The sequence below is a fragment of the Nonomuraea rubra genome (assembly GCF_014207985.1).
In the GTDB taxonomy this organism is placed as follows: Bacteria; Actinomycetota; Actinomycetes; order Streptosporangiales; family Streptosporangiaceae; genus Nonomuraea; species Nonomuraea rubra.
Window position 1 is genome coordinate 8,478,685 of sequence record NZ_JACHMI010000001.1, and the last position, 17,908, is coordinate 8,496,592.

The 17,908-nt window shown below is 70.9% G+C and carries 17 protein-coding genes and 1 riboswitch; of the genes, 9 read left to right on the forward strand and 8 right to left on the reverse strand.

The window, feature by feature from the left end; all coding sequences use genetic code 11:
- The first annotated feature begins 41 nt into the window (after positions 1-41).
- The 5 genes from HD593_RS38540 (at position 42) to HD593_RS38560 (ending at position 4,933) form a co-directional block, all read left to right on the forward strand.
- Positions 42-926, forward strand: coding sequence for an aldo/keto reductase (locus tag HD593_RS38540; RefSeq protein ID WP_185106871.1), 885 nt, complete (start codon positions 42-44; stop codon positions 924-926).
- A gap of 206 nt (positions 927-1,132) precedes the next feature.
- Positions 1,133-1,621, forward strand: a complete 489-nt coding sequence (locus HD593_RS38545; RefSeq protein ID WP_185106872.1) for a hypothetical protein — start codon at positions 1,133-1,135, stop codon at positions 1,619-1,621.
- A gap of 195 nt (positions 1,622-1,816) precedes the next feature.
- Positions 1,817-3,109, forward strand: coding sequence for an ABC transporter substrate-binding protein (locus HD593_RS38550; RefSeq protein ID WP_185106874.1), 1,293 nt, complete (start codon positions 1,817-1,819; stop codon positions 3,107-3,109).
- Positions 3,109-3,981 carry a carbohydrate ABC transporter permease gene (locus HD593_RS38555; RefSeq protein WP_185106876.1) on the forward strand — a complete coding sequence of 291 codons (873 nt, stop codon included), beginning with the start codon at positions 3,109-3,111 and terminating at the stop codon, positions 3,979-3,981. The genes HD593_RS38550 and HD593_RS38555 overlap by 1 nt, the downstream gene beginning before the upstream one ends.
- Positions 3,982-4,015: 34 nt before the next feature.
- Complete coding sequence (locus HD593_RS38560) at positions 4,016-4,933, forward strand: carbohydrate ABC transporter permease (RefSeq protein ID WP_185106877.1); 918 nt, start codon at positions 4,016-4,018, stop codon at positions 4,931-4,933.
- An 11-nt stretch (positions 4,934-4,944) separates the two neighbouring features.
- On the opposite strand, the gene HD593_RS38565 is transcribed toward HD593_RS38560, so the two are convergent.
- From HD593_RS38565 to HD593_RS38590, 6 genes are all read right to left on the reverse strand, one after another.
- The gene (locus tag HD593_RS38565; protein ID WP_379478835.1) at positions 4,945-6,015 is read right to left on the reverse strand and encodes a glycosyltransferase family 4 protein; all 1,071 of its coding nucleotides are present in this window, start codon (positions 6,013-6,015) and stop codon (positions 4,945-4,947) included.
- A 92-nt stretch (positions 6,016-6,107) separates the two neighbouring features.
- Positions 6,108-7,757: a M48 family metallopeptidase gene (locus HD593_RS38570; RefSeq protein ID WP_246546937.1), complete on the reverse strand. Its 1,650-nt coding sequence runs from the start codon at positions 7,755-7,757 to the stop codon at positions 6,108-6,110.
- A gap of 11 nt (positions 7,758-7,768) precedes the next feature.
- Complete coding sequence (locus HD593_RS38575; protein WP_185106881.1) at positions 7,769-8,590, reverse strand: gluzincin family metallopeptidase; 822 nt, start codon at positions 8,588-8,590, stop codon at positions 7,769-7,771.
- A 99-nt stretch (positions 8,591-8,689) separates the two neighbouring features.
- Positions 8,690-9,214, reverse strand: coding sequence for a C40 family peptidase (locus HD593_RS38580; protein WP_185106883.1), 525 nt, complete (start codon positions 9,212-9,214; stop codon positions 8,690-8,692).
- Between the two features lie 73 nt (positions 9,215-9,287).
- Positions 9,288-9,454: riboswitch (cyclic di-AMP (ydaO/yuaA leader) on the reverse strand.
- 416 nt (positions 9,455-9,870) lie between these two features.
- Entirely contained in the window at positions 9,871-10,824 is a 954-nt protein-coding gene (locus tag HD593_RS38585; protein WP_312904011.1) for a C40 family peptidase, read from the reverse strand.
- A 105-nt stretch (positions 10,825-10,929) separates the two neighbouring features.
- A complete protein-coding gene (locus HD593_RS38590) occupies positions 10,930-12,252 on the reverse strand; it encodes an NYN domain-containing protein (RefSeq protein ID WP_185106887.1) in 1,323 nt (440 codons plus the stop codon).
- Between the two features lie 144 nt (positions 12,253-12,396).
- Here HD593_RS38590 and HD593_RS38595 point away from each other — a divergent pair, with 144 nt between their 5' ends.
- Complete coding sequence (locus HD593_RS38595; RefSeq protein ID WP_312904012.1) at positions 12,397-13,473, forward strand: phosphotransferase family protein; 1,077 nt, start codon at positions 12,397-12,399, stop codon at positions 13,471-13,473.
- Here the strand turns inward: HD593_RS38595 and HD593_RS38600 are convergent.
- Together HD593_RS38600 and HD593_RS38605 are read right to left on the reverse strand one after the other, a co-directional pair.
- Entirely contained in the window at positions 13,455-14,144 is a 690-nt protein-coding gene (locus HD593_RS38600; RefSeq protein ID WP_185106890.1) for a response regulator, read from the reverse strand. The genes HD593_RS38595 and HD593_RS38600 overlap by 19 nt on opposite strands.
- Positions 14,141-15,415, reverse strand: a complete 1,275-nt coding sequence (locus HD593_RS38605; RefSeq protein WP_312904013.1) for a sensor histidine kinase — start codon at positions 15,413-15,415, stop codon at positions 14,141-14,143. The genes HD593_RS38600 and HD593_RS38605 overlap by 4 nt, the downstream gene beginning before the upstream one ends.
- Positions 15,416-15,526: 111 nt before the next feature.
- On the opposite strand from HD593_RS38605, the gene HD593_RS38610 reads away from it, so the two are divergent.
- The 3 genes from HD593_RS38610 to HD593_RS38620 are packed head-to-tail and all read left to right on the forward strand — an operon-like array spanning position 15,527 to position 17,894.
- Positions 15,527-15,754 carry a hypothetical protein gene (locus tag HD593_RS38610; RefSeq protein ID WP_185106894.1) on the forward strand — a complete coding sequence of 76 codons (228 nt, stop codon included), beginning with the start codon at positions 15,527-15,529 and terminating at the stop codon, positions 15,752-15,754.
- The gene (locus HD593_RS38615) at positions 15,751-16,242 is read left to right on the forward strand and encodes a PH domain-containing protein (protein ID WP_185106896.1); all 492 of its coding nucleotides are present in this window, start codon (positions 15,751-15,753) and stop codon (positions 16,240-16,242) included. Before HD593_RS38610 ends, HD593_RS38615 begins: the two co-directional genes overlap by 4 nt.
- A complete protein-coding gene (locus HD593_RS38620) occupies positions 16,239-17,894 on the forward strand; it encodes a PH domain-containing protein (RefSeq protein ID WP_185106899.1) in 1,656 nt (551 codons plus the stop codon). Before HD593_RS38615 ends, HD593_RS38620 begins: the two co-directional genes overlap by 4 nt.
- The last annotated feature ends 14 nt before the right edge of the window (positions 17,895-17,908 follow it).

A 17,908-nucleotide genomic window follows, 5' to 3' on the forward strand; every position in this document is an offset into this window, starting at 1 on the left:
GCTTGAATCTCACATCCATGTGAAGTCCTAGCGTGACGGCCATGAGCGAAATTCCTGCACATGAGGCCTTTTCCCTCGGCGGCGACCTCCCGGTGAACCGGATCGGCTACGGCGCGATGCGGCTGGCCGACGGCCCCGAGCCCGCACCGTCCGCCACCGAGGCGCACATCTGGCATCCCCCGGCCGACCGCGCCGGAGCGATCGCGCTCCTGCGCAGGGCCGCCGAGCTGGGGGTGGACCTGTTCGACACGGCCGACGCCTACGCCCTCGGCGCCAACGAGGAGCTGATCGCCGAGGCGCTGCACCCGTACGAGGGGACGGTGACGATCGCGACCAAGGTCGGCGTGGTACGCCCGTCGCCCACCGAGTGGGTCACCCACGGCCACCCCGCCTACCTGCGCCAGCAGACCGAGCTGGCGCTGCGGCGGCTGCGTGTCGAGCGCATCGGCCTGCTCCAGCTGCACCGCATCGACCCGGAGTACCCGCTGGCCGACCAGATCGGCGCGCTCAAGCAGCTCAGGGACGAGGGCAAGGTACGCCACCTCGGCCTGTCGGAGGTGGGCGTGGACGAGCTGCGCCAGGCCGCGGAGATCACGCCCATCGCGAGCGTCCAGAACCTGTACAACCTGAGCACCCGTGAGCACGACCCCGTGGTGGACTACGCGGCCGAGCACGGGATCGCGTTCCTGCCGTGGTTCCCGTTCGCGGCCGGCTCGCATGCGGGGCCCGGGAGCCCGCTGGCGGAGGTGGCGGCCGAGATCGGGGTCACGCCGGCGCAGGCGTCACTGGCCTGGCTGCTGCGCCGCTCCCCCACGGTGATTCCCATCCCCGGAACGTCGTCGATTGCCCACCTTGAGGAAAATGTGTCCGCTTTGTCCATCACGTTGACGGACGACCAGTTTGAGCGCCTTTCCCGGGCCGTTTAGCCGGACACGATTCTTCAGGCTCCCCACGGCCTCACCAGGATATGAGGATTATTCCGAATTGGGTCCCATATGTGCCGCCTGAGCAGGGGAATCTCCCTTCGATTCCCGCTTGCTCGCGGTCTTTTCCGGGGTATTCTCGTGGCAAAGAACGGGACCGGAGATGCGGAAAATCCCCGGTCCCTCGCCTTACGTTAGGGGAGATTTCCATGACCATCAAGGACTCTGGGACCGAGTTCGTCACGAAGATTCACAACGAGCTGGTACAGATTCGCGCGAACCAGATCGAGCTCGGCCAGGAACTCACCGAGCGCATCAACGACGTCGCCAACCGGGTCAAGAAGCTGGACAGCAGGATGGAGGCCCGGTTCGACGCCGTCGACAAGCGATTCGACGCCGTCGACAAGCGGTTCGACGCGATCGACGAGCGATTCGACGCCATCGACAAGAGGTTCGGCGTGATCGACGAGCGATTCGGCGACGTCGACAAGCGGCTCGGCGCACTGGAGACCACCCAGGACTCCATCCTGGCGACCCTGGAGTCCATGCAGTCACGCCAAGACTCGATGGAGTTCTCCCAGAAGTCCATGCTGGCGACCCTGGATTCCGTGCAGTCACACCAGGAGTCCATGGAGACGGCCCAACAGCAGATGCTGAGCATCCTCCTCACCATCCAGCGCAAGCTCGATGTGAACTAACCCCCTGACAGGGCGGGCCTGCACCCACCCCCCAGAGCCCGCCCTCCTCCACTCCCACCAGATCATGAAGGTCAGAGCACCGCACCGCATGATGACCTGATTTCGTCCGTTGACAGTCCGAAATGTTGGCTTTTCGATGAAGGAAGGTGAGCGAACTCGGGGGATTCTGACGGGTCCGGCAAGGAGGCACCCACCATGAACCAACGGCCGCCGATCACACGCCGCAATCTCCTGCTGGGCACCGCCGCCGCGTTCGGCGTCCCCGCGGCCCTGGCCGGATGCGGCTCCGGCAGCCAGGCTCCCGCACAGGCGCCCGGCGCGTCCGGCGGAAACCTCGGCACGGTCACCATCGGCTCCAACGCCTCCGACGAGATCCCGAAGAAGACCCTGGAGACCGTGGTCAAGGGCTTCACCCAGGCCACGAGCCGGATCAACACGGTCGACCACAACACGTTCCAGGAGAACATCAACCGCTACCTCAGGGGCACGCCCGACGACGTGTTCACCTGGTTCGCGGGCTACCGCATGCAGTTCTTCGCCGAGCAGGGGCTGGCCGTCGACATCTCCGACGTGTGGCAGGAGATCGGCGGCAACTACACGCAGGCGTTCAAGGACCAGTCGACCGGCGTCGACGGCAAGCAGTACTTCATCCCGTTCACCTACTACCCGTGGGCGGTCTTCTACCGCAAGAGCCTGTGGCGGGAGAAGGGGTACGAGCCGCCGGCCACGCTGGACGAGCTGACCGCGCTGGCCAGGAAGATGAAGGCCGACGGGGTGATCCCGATCGCGTTCGCCGACAAGGACGGCTGGCCGGCGATGGGCACGTTCGACATCCTCAACCTGCGGATGAACGGCTACGACTTCCACATCTCGCTCATGGCCGGCAAGGAGTCGTGGACGGATCCGCGGGTCAAGCAGGTGTTCGACACCTGGCGGGGGCTGATGGAGTTCCACCAGCCGGCGGCGCTGGGTCGCACCTGGCAGGAGGCCGGGCAGTCGCTGGCGCAGAAGAAGACCGGGATGTACCTGCTCGGCATGTTCGTCGCCCAGCAGTTCCCCGAGGCCGACCGGGACGACCTCGACTTCTTCACCTTCCCGGAGATCAACCCGGCGTACGGGACGGACTCGATCGACGCCCCCATCGACGGCTACATGATCTCCGCCAAGGCCAGGAACGTGGAGGGCGCCAAGGCGCTGCTGCGGCACTTCGCCCAGCCGTCCTCGCAGGACGTCGCCACGGAGCTGGACCCCGGCACGCTGGCCGCGAGCTCGAAGGCCGACACCTCCGGCTACAGCGCGTTGCAGAAGCGCGGCGCGGAGCTGGTGTCGAAGGCCACGCACATCGCCCAGTTCCTCGACCGTGACACGCGGCCCGACTTCGCCTCCACCGTGATGATCCCGTCACTGCAGTCGTTCGTGAGCAAGCCGGACGAGATCGACTCCCTGCTGGCGAGCATCGAGAAGCAGAAGGCGAACATCTTCCGCTGATGGCCGCCAAGACCCGTCGCTACTCCGCCCGCGACGTGACCGTCCTGGTCATCGGGCTGGGGGTGGCCATCGCCGTCAACGTGAGCGTCATCTGGGGGCCCACGCTGGCCTCCGTCGGGCTGTCCGGCACCGACTGGAACGGGATCGGGCCCATCGAGTGGGTGGGCGGGCAGAACTACCACGACCTGTCGGCCGAGTACCCCCCGTTCTGGTCGGCGGTCCGCAACAACGTGTTGTGGCTGGGCTTCCTCGGGCTGGTCGCGACGCCGTTCGGGCTGTTCTGCGCGGTGCTGCTGGACCGGCGGCTGCGGCTGTCGCGTTTCTATCAGAGCGCCCTCTACATGCCGGTCGTGCTGTCGCTGGCCGTGGTGGGCTTCATCGCGCAGCTCGTCTACTCCTCCGACTACGGCGTGCTGAACGCGGTGACCGGGCTGGGCGTGGACTGGCTGGGCGACAGCTCCATCAACATCTGGGTCGTCATGGTCGCGGCCGGGTGGCGGCACGTCGGGTACGTCATGATCATCTATCTGGCGGGGCTCAAGGCGGTCGATCCCGCGCTGAAGGAGGCCGCGGCCATCGACGGCGCGGACGAGCGGCAGGCGTTCTTCCGGGTGGTGTTCCCGACGCTGCGGCCCGTGAACGTGATCGTGCTGGTCATCACGGTGATCGAGGCGCTGCGGGCGTTCGACATCGTCTACGCCATCAACAAGGGCAGGAACGGGCTGGAGCTGCTGTCGGTGCTGGTCACCGAGAACATCGTGGGCGAGGCCAGCAGGATCGGGTTCGGCTCGGCGATCGCGGTGATCCTGCTGGTGATCTCGATGGGGTTCATCGTGGTGTACCTCTCGCAGATGTTCAGGGAGGAGCGATGACTCTCAGCCTGTCGCGAACGCCCGGGGAGCAGCGATGACCCTCACCGCGCCCGCCTCCGCTCCCCCCGGCCAGGCGCGGCGCGCGCCCGCGCGGCGCCCGGTCCGGCCGCTGCGGGTCCTGCTGCACGCCTTCCTCCTGCTGGTGGCGCTGGGCTGGCTGCTGCCGCTGGTGCTGGCCGTGTACGCCTCGCTGCGGCCGTACGAGGAGACGGCCCGCCTGGGGTACGTCTCGCTGCCCGAGCAGCTCACGCTCGACTACTACACGCAGGCGTGGACGCAGGCCGAGTTACCCCGCTACTACCTCAACACGTTGATCATCGTGGTGCCCGCGGTGGTGGTGACGCTGCTGCTGGCCTCGTTCACGGCGTTCGCGATCGCGCGGCTGCGCATCCCGGGCCGCAGGACGCTGCTGATCGTGTTCACCGCGGGCAACCTGCTGCCGCCGCAGGTCCTCATCACGCCGCTCTACACGCTCTACACGCTGGTCCCGCTGCCGGCGTGGCTGTCGGACTCGCAGTCGCTCTACGACTCCTACCTGGGGCTGATCCTCATCCACGTGGCGTTCCAGTTCGGCTTCTGCGTCTTCGTGATGGCGAACTTCATGCGCACGATCCCGGAGGAGATCAGCGAGGCGGCGCTGGTGGACGGGGCGGGGGTGTGGAAGCGGTACTGGCGGCTGACGCTGCCGCTGTGCCGTCCGGTGCTGGCGGCGCTGTCCACGCTGCAGTTCACCTGGATGTACAACGACTTCCTGTGGGCGCTGGTGCTGATGTCGTCGGGCGACAAGCTGCCCGTCACCTCGGCGCTGAACAACCTGCGCGGCCAGTTCTTCACCGACTACAACCTGCTGGCCGCCGGCTCGATGCTGGTGGCGCTGCCGACGCTGATCGTCTTCCAGCTGCTGCACAAGCAGTTCGTGGCCGGGCTCACGCTCGGCTCCACGAAGGGTTAGCGCACGAAGGGTCAGAGCAGCCGGTGGAAGCGGGCGGCCACCTGCTCCCACGCCCACTCGCGGGCGACCCAGTCGCGGCCGCCCGCGCCCATCTTGCGCGCCTTGTCGGGGTCCGTCAGCAGCTCCACGATGGCCTGCGCCACCTCGCCCGGGTCCTCCCCGTTCACGACCAGGCCGGTCTCGCCGGGCCTGACCGCGTCCGGCGCGCCGCCGGACGCGCCCGCCACCACGGGCAGCCCGGTCGCGGACGCCTCCAGGAACACGATCCCGAGCCCCTCCACGTCCACTCCCCCGAGCCTGGTACGGCACGGCATCGCGAACACGTCGCCCACGGCGTAGTACCCCGGCAACGCGGCCGCCGGCACCGTACCGGTGAACCTGATCGACTCCTGCCCGGCCGCCAGCCGCTCCAGCCTCTTGCGGTACGGGCCGCCGCCCACCAGCAGCAGCACCGCGTCCGGCACCGAGCGCAGCACCCGGGGCCAGGCCCTGATGAGCTGGTCCTGGCCCTTGCGTGGCACCAGCCGGGAGACGCACACCACGACCGGCCGCCCGGCCAGGCCCGGCTCCGCCGTGGTGGCGCCGGGGTGGAACTGGCGGACGTCCACGCCGGGCGCGAGCCGGACGAGCTTGCCGTCCGGGATGGCGGCCACCAGCCGCTGGCGCGTGTACTCGCCCAGGTAGGTCACCACGTCGGCATGCCCGCCGATCCTGCGCAGCACCGAGCGGAAGCCCGGCGCGCTCGCCCACGACGCCTCGTGGCCGTGGGTGAGCATCACCACCCGCCGCGCGCCCGCCCGCCGCAGGCGCGGGGCGAGCAGTCCCAGCGGCGCCGCCGCGCCGAACACCACGGTCCGCACGCCGTGCTCGGCCACCAGCCCGGCCGCCGTGCGCGCGACGGCCGGGATGGGCAGCATGAGCCGCGTCGGGTGCCGCACGATCCGGTACGGCTGGCGCCGGTCGAACTCGGCGGCGCCCGGCCAGGCCGGAGCGTAGACCACGACGCCGGGCGTGCGCAGCGCGAGCCCGTGCACGAACGACTGGATGCCGCCCGGCCTGGGCGGGAAGTCGTTCGTCACGATGAGCACGCCGCCGCCGAGGTCGCCGGCGGGGTCGCCGGCGGGGTCGCCGGCGGGGTCGTCGGCTGGGGCGTCGGCTGGGTGGCCGGGGTGGGTCACGGCTCGGGGACGCCGTTCAGCTTGGCCCATGCGCGGGCCATCGCGATGCGCTCGGGGCCGGAGGGATGGGAGGCATAGAGGACATATTCCACCGCATCCGGCGACAAGTCGGAAATATTCGTTATGGCGAGCCGTTTTTGCATGGCGATGAACATGGCCGGATCCCCCGTCAGGTCCAGCGCGTGCACGTCGGCCCTGGCCTCGATGTGCCGGCTGATCACGTTCTGGGCCGGGCCCATGATCAGCGAGCCGATCGTCATGAGGCCCATGACCACGCCCACCGCCCGGGGGTCGCTGATCGAGGTGACGCCGGTGCGCCGCCGTAGCGGCTTGAGTACCAGGAACAGCGCGATCGCGCCGAAGCCGGCGCTCAGGGCGCCGATGACCGTGCCGTACAGCACGTCGTCGTACTTGGCGTGCCCCAGCTCGTGCGCCACGACCAGCTCGACCTCCCGCTGCGGGGCCCGCAGCAGCGTGTCGTAGACGACGATGCGGCGCGTGGCGCCGAAGCCGGACACGTACGCGTTGAGCGCCGTCGTGCGGCGCGAGGCGTCGGCGACCAGCACGTCCTCGACCGGTACGCCGTCACGCGCGGCCATGTCCAGCAGGTTCGTGCGCAGGGGGCCCTGCCGCATGGAGCTGAAGTCGTTGAACAGCGGCTCGAACACCACCGGGTACACGAACGACGTCACCACCGTCAGCGCGAACGCGCCCACCGCCGCGGGGATCCACCAGCGCCTGACCTTGCGCGCCAGCGCGACCAGGGCCAGCAGCATGACGCAGACCAGGAACACCTCCACGCCCAGGTTCTTCAGCCGGTCGCCCGCCCAGCCGGCCCAGTCCTGGGTCGACAGGCCGTAGTCCCGCAGGATCGTCTCGACCCAGATGCCGAGCGGCCACCTGATCAGCTCGACGAGCGCGGTGATCACCAGGGTGCCCAGGACGACCCGCAACCACCACGGGCCCCGCAGCCTGCCCAGCACCCTGGCGCTGAACGGAGTGGCGACCAGGATGCCGGCGATGATGATCGTGAGGGCCAGCGAGAGGTAGCTCGGCAGGGTGGTGGCCGCGTCGAACGCCTGCGCCCTGGCGATCTGGGCGGCGCTGAAGTCGCGGGCCGGGTCGGGCGGGCCACTGGTCAGTACCTGCCAGGGGGTGCTGAAGGCGGCCACGGCCACGATCACCAGGCCCAGCAGCACGAGCGCGATCGCCGCCGCCCGCGTCCCGCCGTCTCCTCCTGTCATGGGCACCTCCTCACGATGCCCCGGCACGGGCTCCGCCGCATCGCCCTGCACGTGCCGCTTCCCCTCGCCTCGCGCCGCTTCGTCGGGCGCGTGCCACTCCGCCCCGCCTCCCGCCGCCTTGCCGGGCGTGGAGCCCGCCGCGTCCCCCGGTGCCATCGTGCTGTCGGAGCGGGCGCTGTCGGGGTATGAGGTGCCCGAGTGAGCGGCGCCCGAGTGAGCGGCGCTGGGGCGGGGGTGTCCGGGCCGGGCGGCGTCCTCCGATTCCGCCGCCTCCTCCCCGTACGAGCCATCGCCGAGCGCCGTGTCCTCATCCGGATGGCCGGCGGCGCCCACGGCGGCCATCGCGCCATCCGCCACGTCCCCTTCCCGTGCCACGTCGTCGGTGTCTCTTCGATCGTCCATCGGCCTCCCCTTCACCCGAGCTGATCCCGCACGTACGCGCGCCACCGTGCCGTCAGCGTGGCGACGGAGAGCCCCAGCGAGGCGAGCGCCCGATCGACGCCCGCCACCTGGGCTGCACGGTAGAGCCCCACCAGGGTCCCCTCACCGAACCGGTCAGCGAGGAAGCGACACGCCAGCCAGGCCTCCTGGTACGCCCGGGCCAGCCGGTCGGGGTCACGCCCATCCGCCGCGAAAGCCGCAGGTCCGGGCAAAGCGCTCGGCAGCCGTCCGGCCCGCACCTCGGCCGCCAGTTCGGCGGCGGCGACGGTCACGGGCAGCCCGGCGTCGCGGTAGCCGACGTAGTCGGCGAAACCCTCGTACAGCCAGACGGGCAGGCCGCCGGTACCGGCCACGACGTGGGTCAGCTCGTGGGTGAGGACGACGTCCCTGCCGGTGGGGTTGAGCGTGGCGAACGCCTCGGGCACGACGATCACGCGCCGGCCGTCGGCCACGGCGGCCAGCCCGTCGAGCCGTCCCCCGCCGGCCAGGCGGGCGGCGTCACGGCCGGACTCCGGCAGCACGACCAGGGGGCGTACGGGCCTGCCGAGCACGGCCGAGACCCGCGCGCCCGCGCTGTCGGCCCTGCGCGCCAGCTCGTCGAGCCGCTCGGCCGGAACGGTGCCGGGCCCCGCCACGGTGGAACGGGCGCCGCGGCTCACGGCCGTACGCCGTCCGGGCCACAGGCCGCGCAGCTCGGGGGGAAGGATGGGGGAACCGGGCAGCGGGGTGGCGGCGGCGGGGACGAGAAGCAGCAGGCCCGTCACCACGGCTCGCCGGCTCACCTGCTCGAACACGATGCCCGATCGTAGTGCTCCCCGCCGGCGGAGGGCTCCGGACGTGCGAGAGCCCCGTCCGGATCCAGGAAATCCTCCAGGAATCCGGACGGGGCTTCTTCACATGCCGGGTCGGACCGCGCCCACGAAGGACGATCGGCGCCATCCGCTCAGCTTGTCGACGCGTACCCGTTCACCTGTCCGCGGCGAGTGGATCATTTTGCCCTTGCCGACGTACATGCCCACGTGGCCGAGCCCGCTGAAGAACATCAGGTCGCCAGGCTGGAGATTGCGCCAGGAGACCTTGTGCTTGGTGCGGGCGAACTGGCTGCTCGCCACGCGCGGGAGCTTGACGCCGGCCTTCTTCCAGGCGAACTGGACGAGACCGGAGCAGTCAAACGAACCAGGCCCTGTGCCTCCGTACCGGTACGGGTCACCGATCTGGTTCTTGGCCACGGCGAGGGCCTTGCGGGCCTTCATCTTCTGCCGAGCGAGCTTGGCGGCCCTTCGCTGGGCTGCTGTGGCCTTCTGGGACGTCCTGGCGGTGGTTTCCGCCTTCACCGTCGTCAGAGTGGCCGTCTCGCTCGTCGTCGCCGCCTGAGCCGTTGGGGCATGGAGGATCAGACCTCCGGCCGTCACGGTCATCGTGAGTGCTACGCCACTCAGGGCAAGGCGGGACAGGCGGGGGTTGTGCAGGGGACTAGACAGGATTTCTCCTTGTGTCTTCCACGAACGCCTACCGGGTTAGCTGACGGATTCGGGCGTGGAAGTCGCCCTACGGCGCGATGGGCGCGCCGATTCACCCCTGATCCCTTGGGGAACGTGGGATCTCTTGGGTCCCCGGCTCCGTGCCTCCTGGCTGCACGGATTCGGCAGGTCGCGTGCCCCGATCGAGATTCGATGTGGGGATGCTCGGGGTGCGACCGGCGGATTTTTTTATCTGTCGCACATCGGGAGGGACCGATGCGGGATTCGCGGCGACATGGCTTGTTCACCGCGACGACGCCAGAAGCTACGCCGAAAGGTCAAGGATCGGCAAAGGCTGAGTCAGGTTGTAAAGATCAGCCAGAGGGGTGAGTCAAGTTGGAAACCCCTGCTGGAACACCAGGTTCCGTTACTGAAATGTGACCCTGCTCACACTTCGAAATCACCGAGCTTGTCAGGTGGCATTTGTCGCCTACGTCACATTTGTCGCCCTTTAAACGTGAGCAACGCCACTGGGAGCGCTCCCGGGCCACCGGTCTACGATGCGCGATAGTAGAAGCGCCGGTGACCGCGAAACGGCCTCACAACCGGCCTGCTTACGGGCGAACCGCTCCGACCAGGGAACGGCCGTACGCGGAGAGCTTGACGACCTTGACGACGTCGCCCGTCTGCGGCGCATGGACGATCTGCCCGTTGCCCGCGTACATGCTGACGTGCCCGAGCCCTTCGCTGAAGATCAGGTCTCCGGGCTGCAGCGCGTCGAGGTCCACCTTCCGGCTGGCCCCCCAGGACCACTGCTGCCACGTCGTACGAGGCAGCGACACCCCCGCCGCCGCCCAGGCCGCCTGGGTGAGCCCGGAGCAGTCGAAGCCCCGCGGCCCGGTGCCGCCGTAGATGTACGGCTTGCCCACCTGCGCGAACGCGAACCGCAACGCCGCCGCCGCGCTGCCCGACGCCGGACCCGTGTACTTGATGCCGGTGCTGTTCGGGTTGCCGGGGTTGTACGCCCCCAGCCTGTCCAGCAGCTTCTTCTGCTCGGCGATCAGCTTGCGGATCTCGGAGCGCTCCTTCTCGACGGCGTCGCGCTCCTCCTCGGCCTCGTCCAGCGCGACCTCGGCCTTGTCACGCTCGGTCTTCAGCCCCTTGTTCTCGCGATCGAAGGCGGCCAGCTTCTCGGCCCGCTCGCGCGAGAGCTGCCCGGCGACGGCCCAGCCCGTGAGCATGGCCTGCGGGTTGTCCGAGCCGAACATGCCGGGCCAGGAGGTGACGTCCTCACCGAGCTTGTAGCTCTCGACGGCCATCCCGATCACCTGCGCGCGCAGCTCCGCGACGGTCTGCAGCTTGCGCTTGTAGCTGTCGTTCAGCTTCGTGTAGGTGCCCTTGGCCTTCTTGTAGCGCTCGTTCGCCTGGTTGAACTGCTCGACGACCTTGTCGGCCTTGTCGTTGAGCTTCTCCAGCTTGGCCTTGGCCTGCGCCAAGGTGGGGCGGGGATCGGCGAGGGCAGCTCCCAGCGGGGTCAGCACCAGTCCGAACGCGAGACCCGCGGCCACCGGTACCCTGCCAAACCTCACTGTATCGCCTCCCAGGGATTACACCTGGGGCGAAATAGTACAGAAGTGGCAGGCGAGGTATCGCCAAACCCACCAATTCGTAATTTATGCGCGGCCCAGCCGGCGCAGCAGCAAGCCAGACGGAACGGGTCTGGCGCCCATCCGCCTGACGGACTCGGCCACCTCCCGATCCGACGACACCACGGCGATGGCCCGGCCGGACGGCTCGGCCCGGACGAGCTGCCGGATGAGGTCGTCGGCGATCTCCCCCGGCGCGCTGAACAGCACCCGCACCCCGCGCGGCGCCACCACCTGCACGGGCGCGTTGAGCTCCGCACCGTCGAACACCACCGTCACCTCGACCCTGGTCTGCGCCACCAGCCCGCCCAGCGAGGTCATCAGCCGGGTGCGCTGGTCGGCGAGGGTGAGGGTGCCGTAGCCGGTCTTGGTGACGTTGTAGCCGTCGATGATCAGGTGCACCTGCGGCAGCGCGAGGAGCTGGTCGAGGAGCTGCGGGTCGTCGTCGGCCAGGGCGCGCGCGGGCACGCCGCGCACGCCGGGGCGCTCGCCGGTGACGGCCGCGACCGAGTCGGCGGGCCGGCTGATCGTGGTGGGCAGGGCCAGCTCGCGCCGGAGCCCGGCCGAGGCGTCCTGGAGGGCGTCGAGCAGCACCCGGATGCGCGCGTCCTCGATGCTCCTGCCCTCGCGGGCGGCCCGGCGCGAGGCCTCCAGCTGTTTCTCCACGTCGGCCACCCGCTCGCGCAGCCGCCGCAGCTCGGACTCGCCGGCGCTGCCCGCGGCCGTGGCGGCCGATCTGGCCTCCTCCGCCGTGCGTTCCATCTCCTCGGCCCGCCGCGCGGCGGCCTTGGCGCGCTCGCGCGCGTCGTGCAGCTTGCGGCGCAGGTCGGAGTTCTCCGCGCGGGCGGCCTTGATCTGCTCGCGCAGCCGGTCGGCCTCCTCCTTGGCGGCGCTCTTCTGCGCGGCGAGCTGCTCGCGCAGCCGGGTGACGGTCTCCTCGCGCTCCAGGTCCTCGGCCGCCACCGCCGACTGCTCCAGGTCGGCGCGGGCGGTCTCGATCATCTCCGCCCAGCCCGGCGGCCGGGTCAGGTACGCGGCCGCGGCCACGAGCACGGGGTCGGCGGCGGGCGGCACGTTGCCCTCGGCCAGCGAGGCGACCAGCTCGGGCCAGCCGGCGGCCACGGACTCGGCGACCAGCTCGCGGAACTTCTTGTCGTTCTCGAGCTGCGCCGCGATGGGCGCGCTGCCGAGTTTGGCCCGTTTGCGGGGGTCGAACTTGGCGATGCCGCGCAGCGGAGGCGGGATGGTGGCAGCGGGCATCGACCCGAGAACCTGGGAAGCCAGATCCACGACATTGAGCCGCACCTGCTCGGGAAGCGGGCGAGACAGGCCTTCACCCGCTGAACTCATCCCACTTGTCCCTTCGTGACATGCCCTTTCAGACAAGGGTACGGCTGTTGCGTACCTGACCGTAACGGCCGCCCGAATATGGACAAGCGCTTGCTAGGGGGTATACGACTGTCGAAGGGCACATGTCCATCCGGGAGGCACCCTGTGACGGAACAGCTGCGCACTTCCACCCGTGACCTCGAAGAACTGCGGAAACGTGCCACCGTCTGGCTCCGCGCCCGGGTCGGCGCGAACGCCTCGGTGTCCGAGATGTCCAGACCGTCCGAGAACGGCCTTTCGAGCGAGACCCTGTTCTTCACCGCCACCTGGGACGGGCGGAGTACGCGCTGCGTAGCCAGGCTCGCACCTGCGGTGGAAGCCGTTCCGGTTTTTCCCTCCTACGATCTTCGGGCCCAGTTCGAGATGATGCGCCTGGCCAGGGAAAAAGCTGGGATCCCAGCGCCCAGGCCCCTGTGGTTCGAGCCGGACCCCGGCCCGCTCGGCACCCCGTTCTTCGTCATGGAACGCGCCGACGGCGAGGTGCCGCCCGACGTGATGCCGTACACGTTCGGCGGCTGGCTGCACGACGCCTCCCCCGCGGACCAGCGCCGGCTGCAGGACGCCAGCGTGGGCATCGTCGCGGCGCTGCACCAGACCCCGTTCACGCCGGAGGAGCTGGCCCCGTTCGGCGCCGCCGGGCTGCGCGCGCACGTCGAGGCGCAGCGCGCCTACTACGAATGGGCGCACGGCAAGCGCCGGGTCCCGCTGCTGGAGCGGGCGTTCGGCTGGCTGGAGGCGCACTGGCCGGACGACCCCGGCCCCGACGTGCTGACATGGGGCGACGCCAGGATCGGCAACGTGATGTACCAGGGCTTCGACCCGGTCGCGGTGCTGGACTGGGAGATGGCCGCCATCGGGCCGCGCGAGCTGGACCTGTCCTGGATGATCTTCCTGCACCGGTTCTTCCAGGACATCACGGTCAGCGCGGGCCTGCCCGGCATGCCGGGCTTCATGCGCCGCGAGGACGTCTGCGCGACCTACCGCGAGCTGACCGGCTACGAGCCGCGCGACCTGGACTTCTACGAGCTGTACGCGGCGCTGCGGCACGGCGTCATCATGGCCAGGATCTGGCACCGCAGGATCCACTTCGGCGAGCTGCCCATGCCGGACGACCCCGACGATCTGGTGCTGCACCGGGCCACCATCGAGGAGCTGCTGGCCGGCTACGAAGCCGCGTCGTAGACGAGCAGCGCCACCTGGACCCGGTTGTTGAGGCCCAGCTTGGTGAGGATCCGGGAGACGTGCGCCTTGACCGTGGGCACGCTCATGTAGAGCTCGCGCCCGATGTCGGCGTTGGACTTGCCCTGCCCGACGGCCGTGGCCACCTCGCGCTCCCGCTCGCTGAGCCGGCCGAGCAGCCTCCTGGCGCGCTCGCCGCGCTCCCCCGGCCCGCCGCCGTCGGAGACGTGCGTGATGAGCTGCCGCGTCACCGCGGGCGACAGGATCGGCTCGCCCGCGGCCACCTTCCTGATCGCCTGCACGAGGTCGCCGGGCGCGATGTCCTTCAGCAGGAACCCGGCCGCCCCGGCGCGCAGCGCCCGCAGCACCTGCGCGTCGGCGTGGAAGGTGGTCAGCACCACCACCTCGGGCGGCTCCTGCGTACGGCGCAGCGTCTCGGTGGCGGTCAGCCCGTCGATGCCGGGCATCCGGATGTCCATCAGCACAACGTCGGGCCGGTGCGCCCCCACCAGCGGCGGCACCTCGGCCCCGTCACCGGCCTCCGCGACGATCTCGATGTCGGCCGCGCCGCCGAGGATCATCGACAGCCCGGCCCGCACCATCGCGTCGTCGTCCACGATCAGCACCTTGATCGGCCCGGTGATCGGCCCTGTGCTCGGCCCGTCGGCGGTCATGCGTCGTCCTCCTGAGTCGTCTCCACCGGCCACGGCAGCCAGGCGCGCACCACGAACTCCCCCTGCGGCGTCGCGCCGTGCTCCAGCCTGCCGCCGGCGAGCTCCGCCCGCTCGGTCAGCCCGATGAGCCCGGCGCCCGCCCCGGGGATGCGCGCGCCGTGCCGCACCCCGAGCCCGCCATGGCGCCCTCCCAGCGGGTTGCGCACCTCCACCGACAGCGCCTTGCCGGGGGCGCCCTCGACGGTGACGGTCACCGGCGCGCCGCCCGCGTGCTTGCGCGCGTTGGTGAGCGCCTCCTGGACGATGCGGTAGAGGTTGCGGCCCGGCCCCTCGGGCGCGCCGTCGGCCCGCAGGTCGAGCCGTACGTCCATGCCGGCGTGGCGGCACTCCTCGACCAGCGCGGGCAGGTCGGCGAGCGTGGGCTGCGGCCGTTCCGGCACCGTGCCCTCGCCGCCCTCGCCGCCCTCGCCTTCGGAGGTGGAGTGGCGCAGCACGCCGATCACCTCGCGCAGGTCCTGCAGCGCCAGGTGGGCGTTGGCCCTGATCGCGCCGGCCGCCTTGGCGATCTCGCCGGGCGGCGCGTCGGGGCGGAACTCCAGCGCGCCCGCGTGCAGGCTCAGCATCGAGATGCGGTGGGCCAGCACGTCGTGCATCTCCCTCGCGATGCGCTCGCGTTCGAGCCGCTTGGCCTCCTCGGCGGCGCTGTCGGCGCGCTGCCTGAGCGACCAGACGAGCTGCCGCCTGGCCCTGATCACGATGCCCCAGGCGAACACGGTCAGCACGATCGCCACGCCGAGCGCCGCCGTCCAGGTGCGGTCGAGCTCGGTCTGGGGCCGGAGCGAGACATAGGGGATGAGGGTGAGCAGGTTGAACAGCGTGATCGGCCCGGAGATCTTGAACGGGCGGTGCACCGCCACCGTGAACAGCGCGGCCACCGACGCCCCGCCGGGCATCTCCAGGTAGGAGGAGAGCAGGCCGGTGACCACCGCGAGCGCGACCGGCCACCTGCGCCGCAGCCACACCGCCGCGCACGACAGCGCCCCGGTGACCTGCTCGGCGAACATCAGCGGCTCCGGCGGGTGCTGCGCCCTGAGCTCGATCAGGGACAGGAAGGTCAGGCCGCACGCCAGCAGGAACAGCAGGATGTCGACGATCCAGTCGCGCGTCGAGCGCCGCACGCGCCCGCCCGCGCTGCCGTCGCCGAGCAGCACCGACGGCAGCGCCCACCGGTACTCGGAGGTGGCGGCGCCGTCTCCCCGCAGTTCCGTCACGTTCATCGAGGTTAGGCCCTTCCCCGGGTGCGGCGACACCGACCAAAGTCGGTGCCTGCCGAGACCAACGGCCGACGCGGGCGGCCGGGCGGCCGGGCGAGGCTGGACGGCATGCAAGCGGTGTTGAGGGTGTTCGGCTGGCTGCTGGTCCTGCAAGGGGTGGGCGGCCTGGTGAACGGCCTGCTCGGATGGTGGCGGTGGGCCCACGACCTGCTCGTGGTCAACCTGCTGCCGTTCCTGGAGGGATACGAGGTGTTCGCGACGATCGTGATGGGGGTGCTCGGGTTCGCGCTGCTGGCCGTCGCCGAGTCCATGGACAGAGCGGAGGACGGGCAATGAGCGCGACCCGGCTGCGGCCGCCGCGCCATCAGGTCGATCCGCGGGCCGTGGCCTGGTGGACGGTGCAGTGGCTGATCCTCATGGTGCCGGTGGCGGGGGCGGCCGTGGCGGCGTACTGGCTGTTCACCGAGCGGCCGGTGTGGCTGGGCGTGGCCGCGGGGGTGTTCGCGGCGGGCTGCCTGGTGGTGGCGGTCGTGGCGCCGCGTGCCGCGTACCGGGTGGAGCGGTGGGAGGTCACCGACCAGGCCGTCTACACGCGCAAGGGGGTGCTGACGCACACCTGGCGGGTGGCGCCGATGTCGCGCATCCAGCGGGTCGACACCGCGCGGGGGCCGGTGCAGCGGCTGTTCGGGCTGGCGGACGTCACGGTGACCACCGCGTCCTCCGCCGGGGCCGTCAAGATCGAGGCGCTGGATCACGAGGTGGCGGCCGAGCTGGCCGAGCGCCTGACCGCGATCACCCAGGCGACTCCGGGGGACGCGACGTGAGCCCGTACGAGACGTCCCCGGCCGCGGCGGAGCGGCACACGGACCCTGCGGGTGACGGCGGGTGGCAGGGGCTGGCGCGGCGGAGCCTGTGGGCGTCTGCGGTCAAGTCGCTGGCGCTCGTGGCGGGCGCCTCGGCGGGGCTGGTGCGCTTCCTGGCGGGCCGCGACTGGCCGGTGGGCGGGATGGTGGCGGCCTGCGCGGGCGCGGCGGTGCTGATCGTGGCCGGCGTGGTCGCGTACGACGTGCTCAGGCTGCGCACCACCCGCTGGCGGCTCACCTCCGAACGGCTGGAGCTGCGCTCCGGCATCACGGTCCGCCAGCACCGCTCGATCCCGCGCGACCGGGTACGCAGCGTCGATCTCCGCGCCGACCCGGTGAACCGGATCTTCGGCCTGACCGTGGCCAAGGTGGGCACGGGCGAGCACGCGGAAGGCGGCTCGGAGCTCAAGCTCGACCCGCTGAGCAGGCACGACGCCGAGGCCCTGCGCCGCACCCTGCTGCACCAGGGCGAGCAGGCCGAGCCTGGCGGCGGGCCGCTGGCGGAGCTGAGCTGGTCGTGGATCCGGTACGCGCCGCTGTCGGTGTGGACGTTCACGGGCGCGGCCGTGGTGCTCGGGGCGCTGTACAAGGCGCTGGACTCGTTCGGGCTCAAGAGGTTCACCACCCGGCTCGCGACGGGCCTGTGGGAGTGGCTGGTGGCGCAACCGCTGGTGACCGTCCCGCTGGTGCTCGCGGCGAACCTGGTGGTGGGCGTGCTCGGCGCGATGCTGCTGTTCGCCGAGTCGTGGGCCCGCTACCGGCTGGAACGCGAGCCGGGCCGGCTCAGGATGCGCAGGGGCCTGCTGACCAGCCGGTCGCTGACGCTGGAGGAGCGCAGGCTGCGCGGCGTCGAGCTCGGCGAGCCGCTGCTGCTGCGGCTGGCCGGCGCCGCCCGGCTCAGGTCCATCGCCACCGGGCTGGGCAAGAGCTCCGGCGACGAGACCGAGGACGCCGCCGCGCTCACCCCGCCGATGCCGCGCGCCCTGGCGGTGCGCGTCGCCGCGGCGATCGCCGGCGCCGGCGTGCCCGCGCTGGTGGCGCACCCCGCCGCGGCCAGGCGCAGGCGGCTGGTACGGGCGCTGGTCACGGCACTGGTCACCGGAGCCGGCGTGGCGGCGGCGTGGCCCTGGGTGAGTATCTGGGCGGGCGGTTGGGCGTGGCTGGTGCCGGTGGCGGTGCTGGCGTACGGGCTGTGGCACGCCGTGACGAGCGCCGCGAGCCTCGGGCACGCGCTCAGCCCCCGCCATCTGGTCGCCAGGAGGGGCGCCGTGGTGCGGCGCACGGTCGCGCTCGACCGCAGGGGCATCGCGGGCTGGACCTTCACCGAGTCGTACTTCCAGCGGCGCTCCGGCCTGCTGACGGTCTCGGCGACGACGGCGGCGGGCCGGGGTCACTACGACGTGGTGGACGTGGGCCGCGGCGACGGGCTCGACCTGGCGGCGCGGGCCGTCCCGGGGTTGCTGGAGCCGTTCCTGACCCGGGAAAGCAATGAGCCGCGAGATCCCCCACGGTTTGCCCATGCCCCTGTACTGGACAAACATGATCGCGCGGCTCAGGTGCTTGCAGACATAACCGTATTTGTCCCGCTTGCAACCGGGTTGCAGCCGCATTAACCGTTGCCGCAGAT

Coding starts and splice junctions, on each gene's coding strand:
- HD593_RS38560 (WP_185106877.1), top strand. CDS start 4,016: ATGACCCTCACCGCGCCCGCCTCCGCTCCCCCCGGCCAGGCGCGGCGC.
- HD593_RS38540 (WP_185106871.1), top strand. CDS start 42: ATGAGCGAAATTCCTGCACATGAGGCCTTTTCCCTCGGCGGCGACCTC.
- HD593_RS38600 (WP_185106890.1), bottom strand. CDS start 14,144: ATGACCGCCGACGGGCCGAGCACAGGGCCGATCACCGGGCCGATCAAG.
- HD593_RS38590 (WP_185106887.1), bottom strand. CDS start 12,252: ATGAGTTCAGCGGGTGAAGGCCTGTCTCGCCCGCTTCCCGAGCAGGTG.
- HD593_RS38580 (WP_185106883.1), bottom strand. CDS start 9,214: ATGACCGTGACGGCCGGAGGTCTGATCCTCCATGCCCCAACGGCTCAG.
- HD593_RS38555 (WP_185106876.1), top strand. CDS start 3,109: ATGGCCGCCAAGACCCGTCGCTACTCCGCCCGCGACGTGACCGTCCTG.
- HD593_RS38610 (WP_185106894.1), top strand. CDS start 15,527: ATGCAAGCGGTGTTGAGGGTGTTCGGCTGGCTGCTGGTCCTGCAAGGG.
- HD593_RS38570 (WP_246546937.1), bottom strand. CDS start 7,757: ATGGACGATCGAAGAGACACCGACGACGTGGCACGGGAAGGGGACGTG.
- HD593_RS38550 (WP_185106874.1), top strand. CDS start 1,817: ATGAACCAACGGCCGCCGATCACACGCCGCAATCTCCTGCTGGGCACC.
- HD593_RS38545 (WP_185106872.1), top strand. CDS start 1,133: ATGACCATCAAGGACTCTGGGACCGAGTTCGTCACGAAGATTCACAAC.
- HD593_RS38615 (WP_185106896.1), top strand. CDS start 15,751: ATGAGCGCGACCCGGCTGCGGCCGCCGCGCCATCAGGTCGATCCGCGG.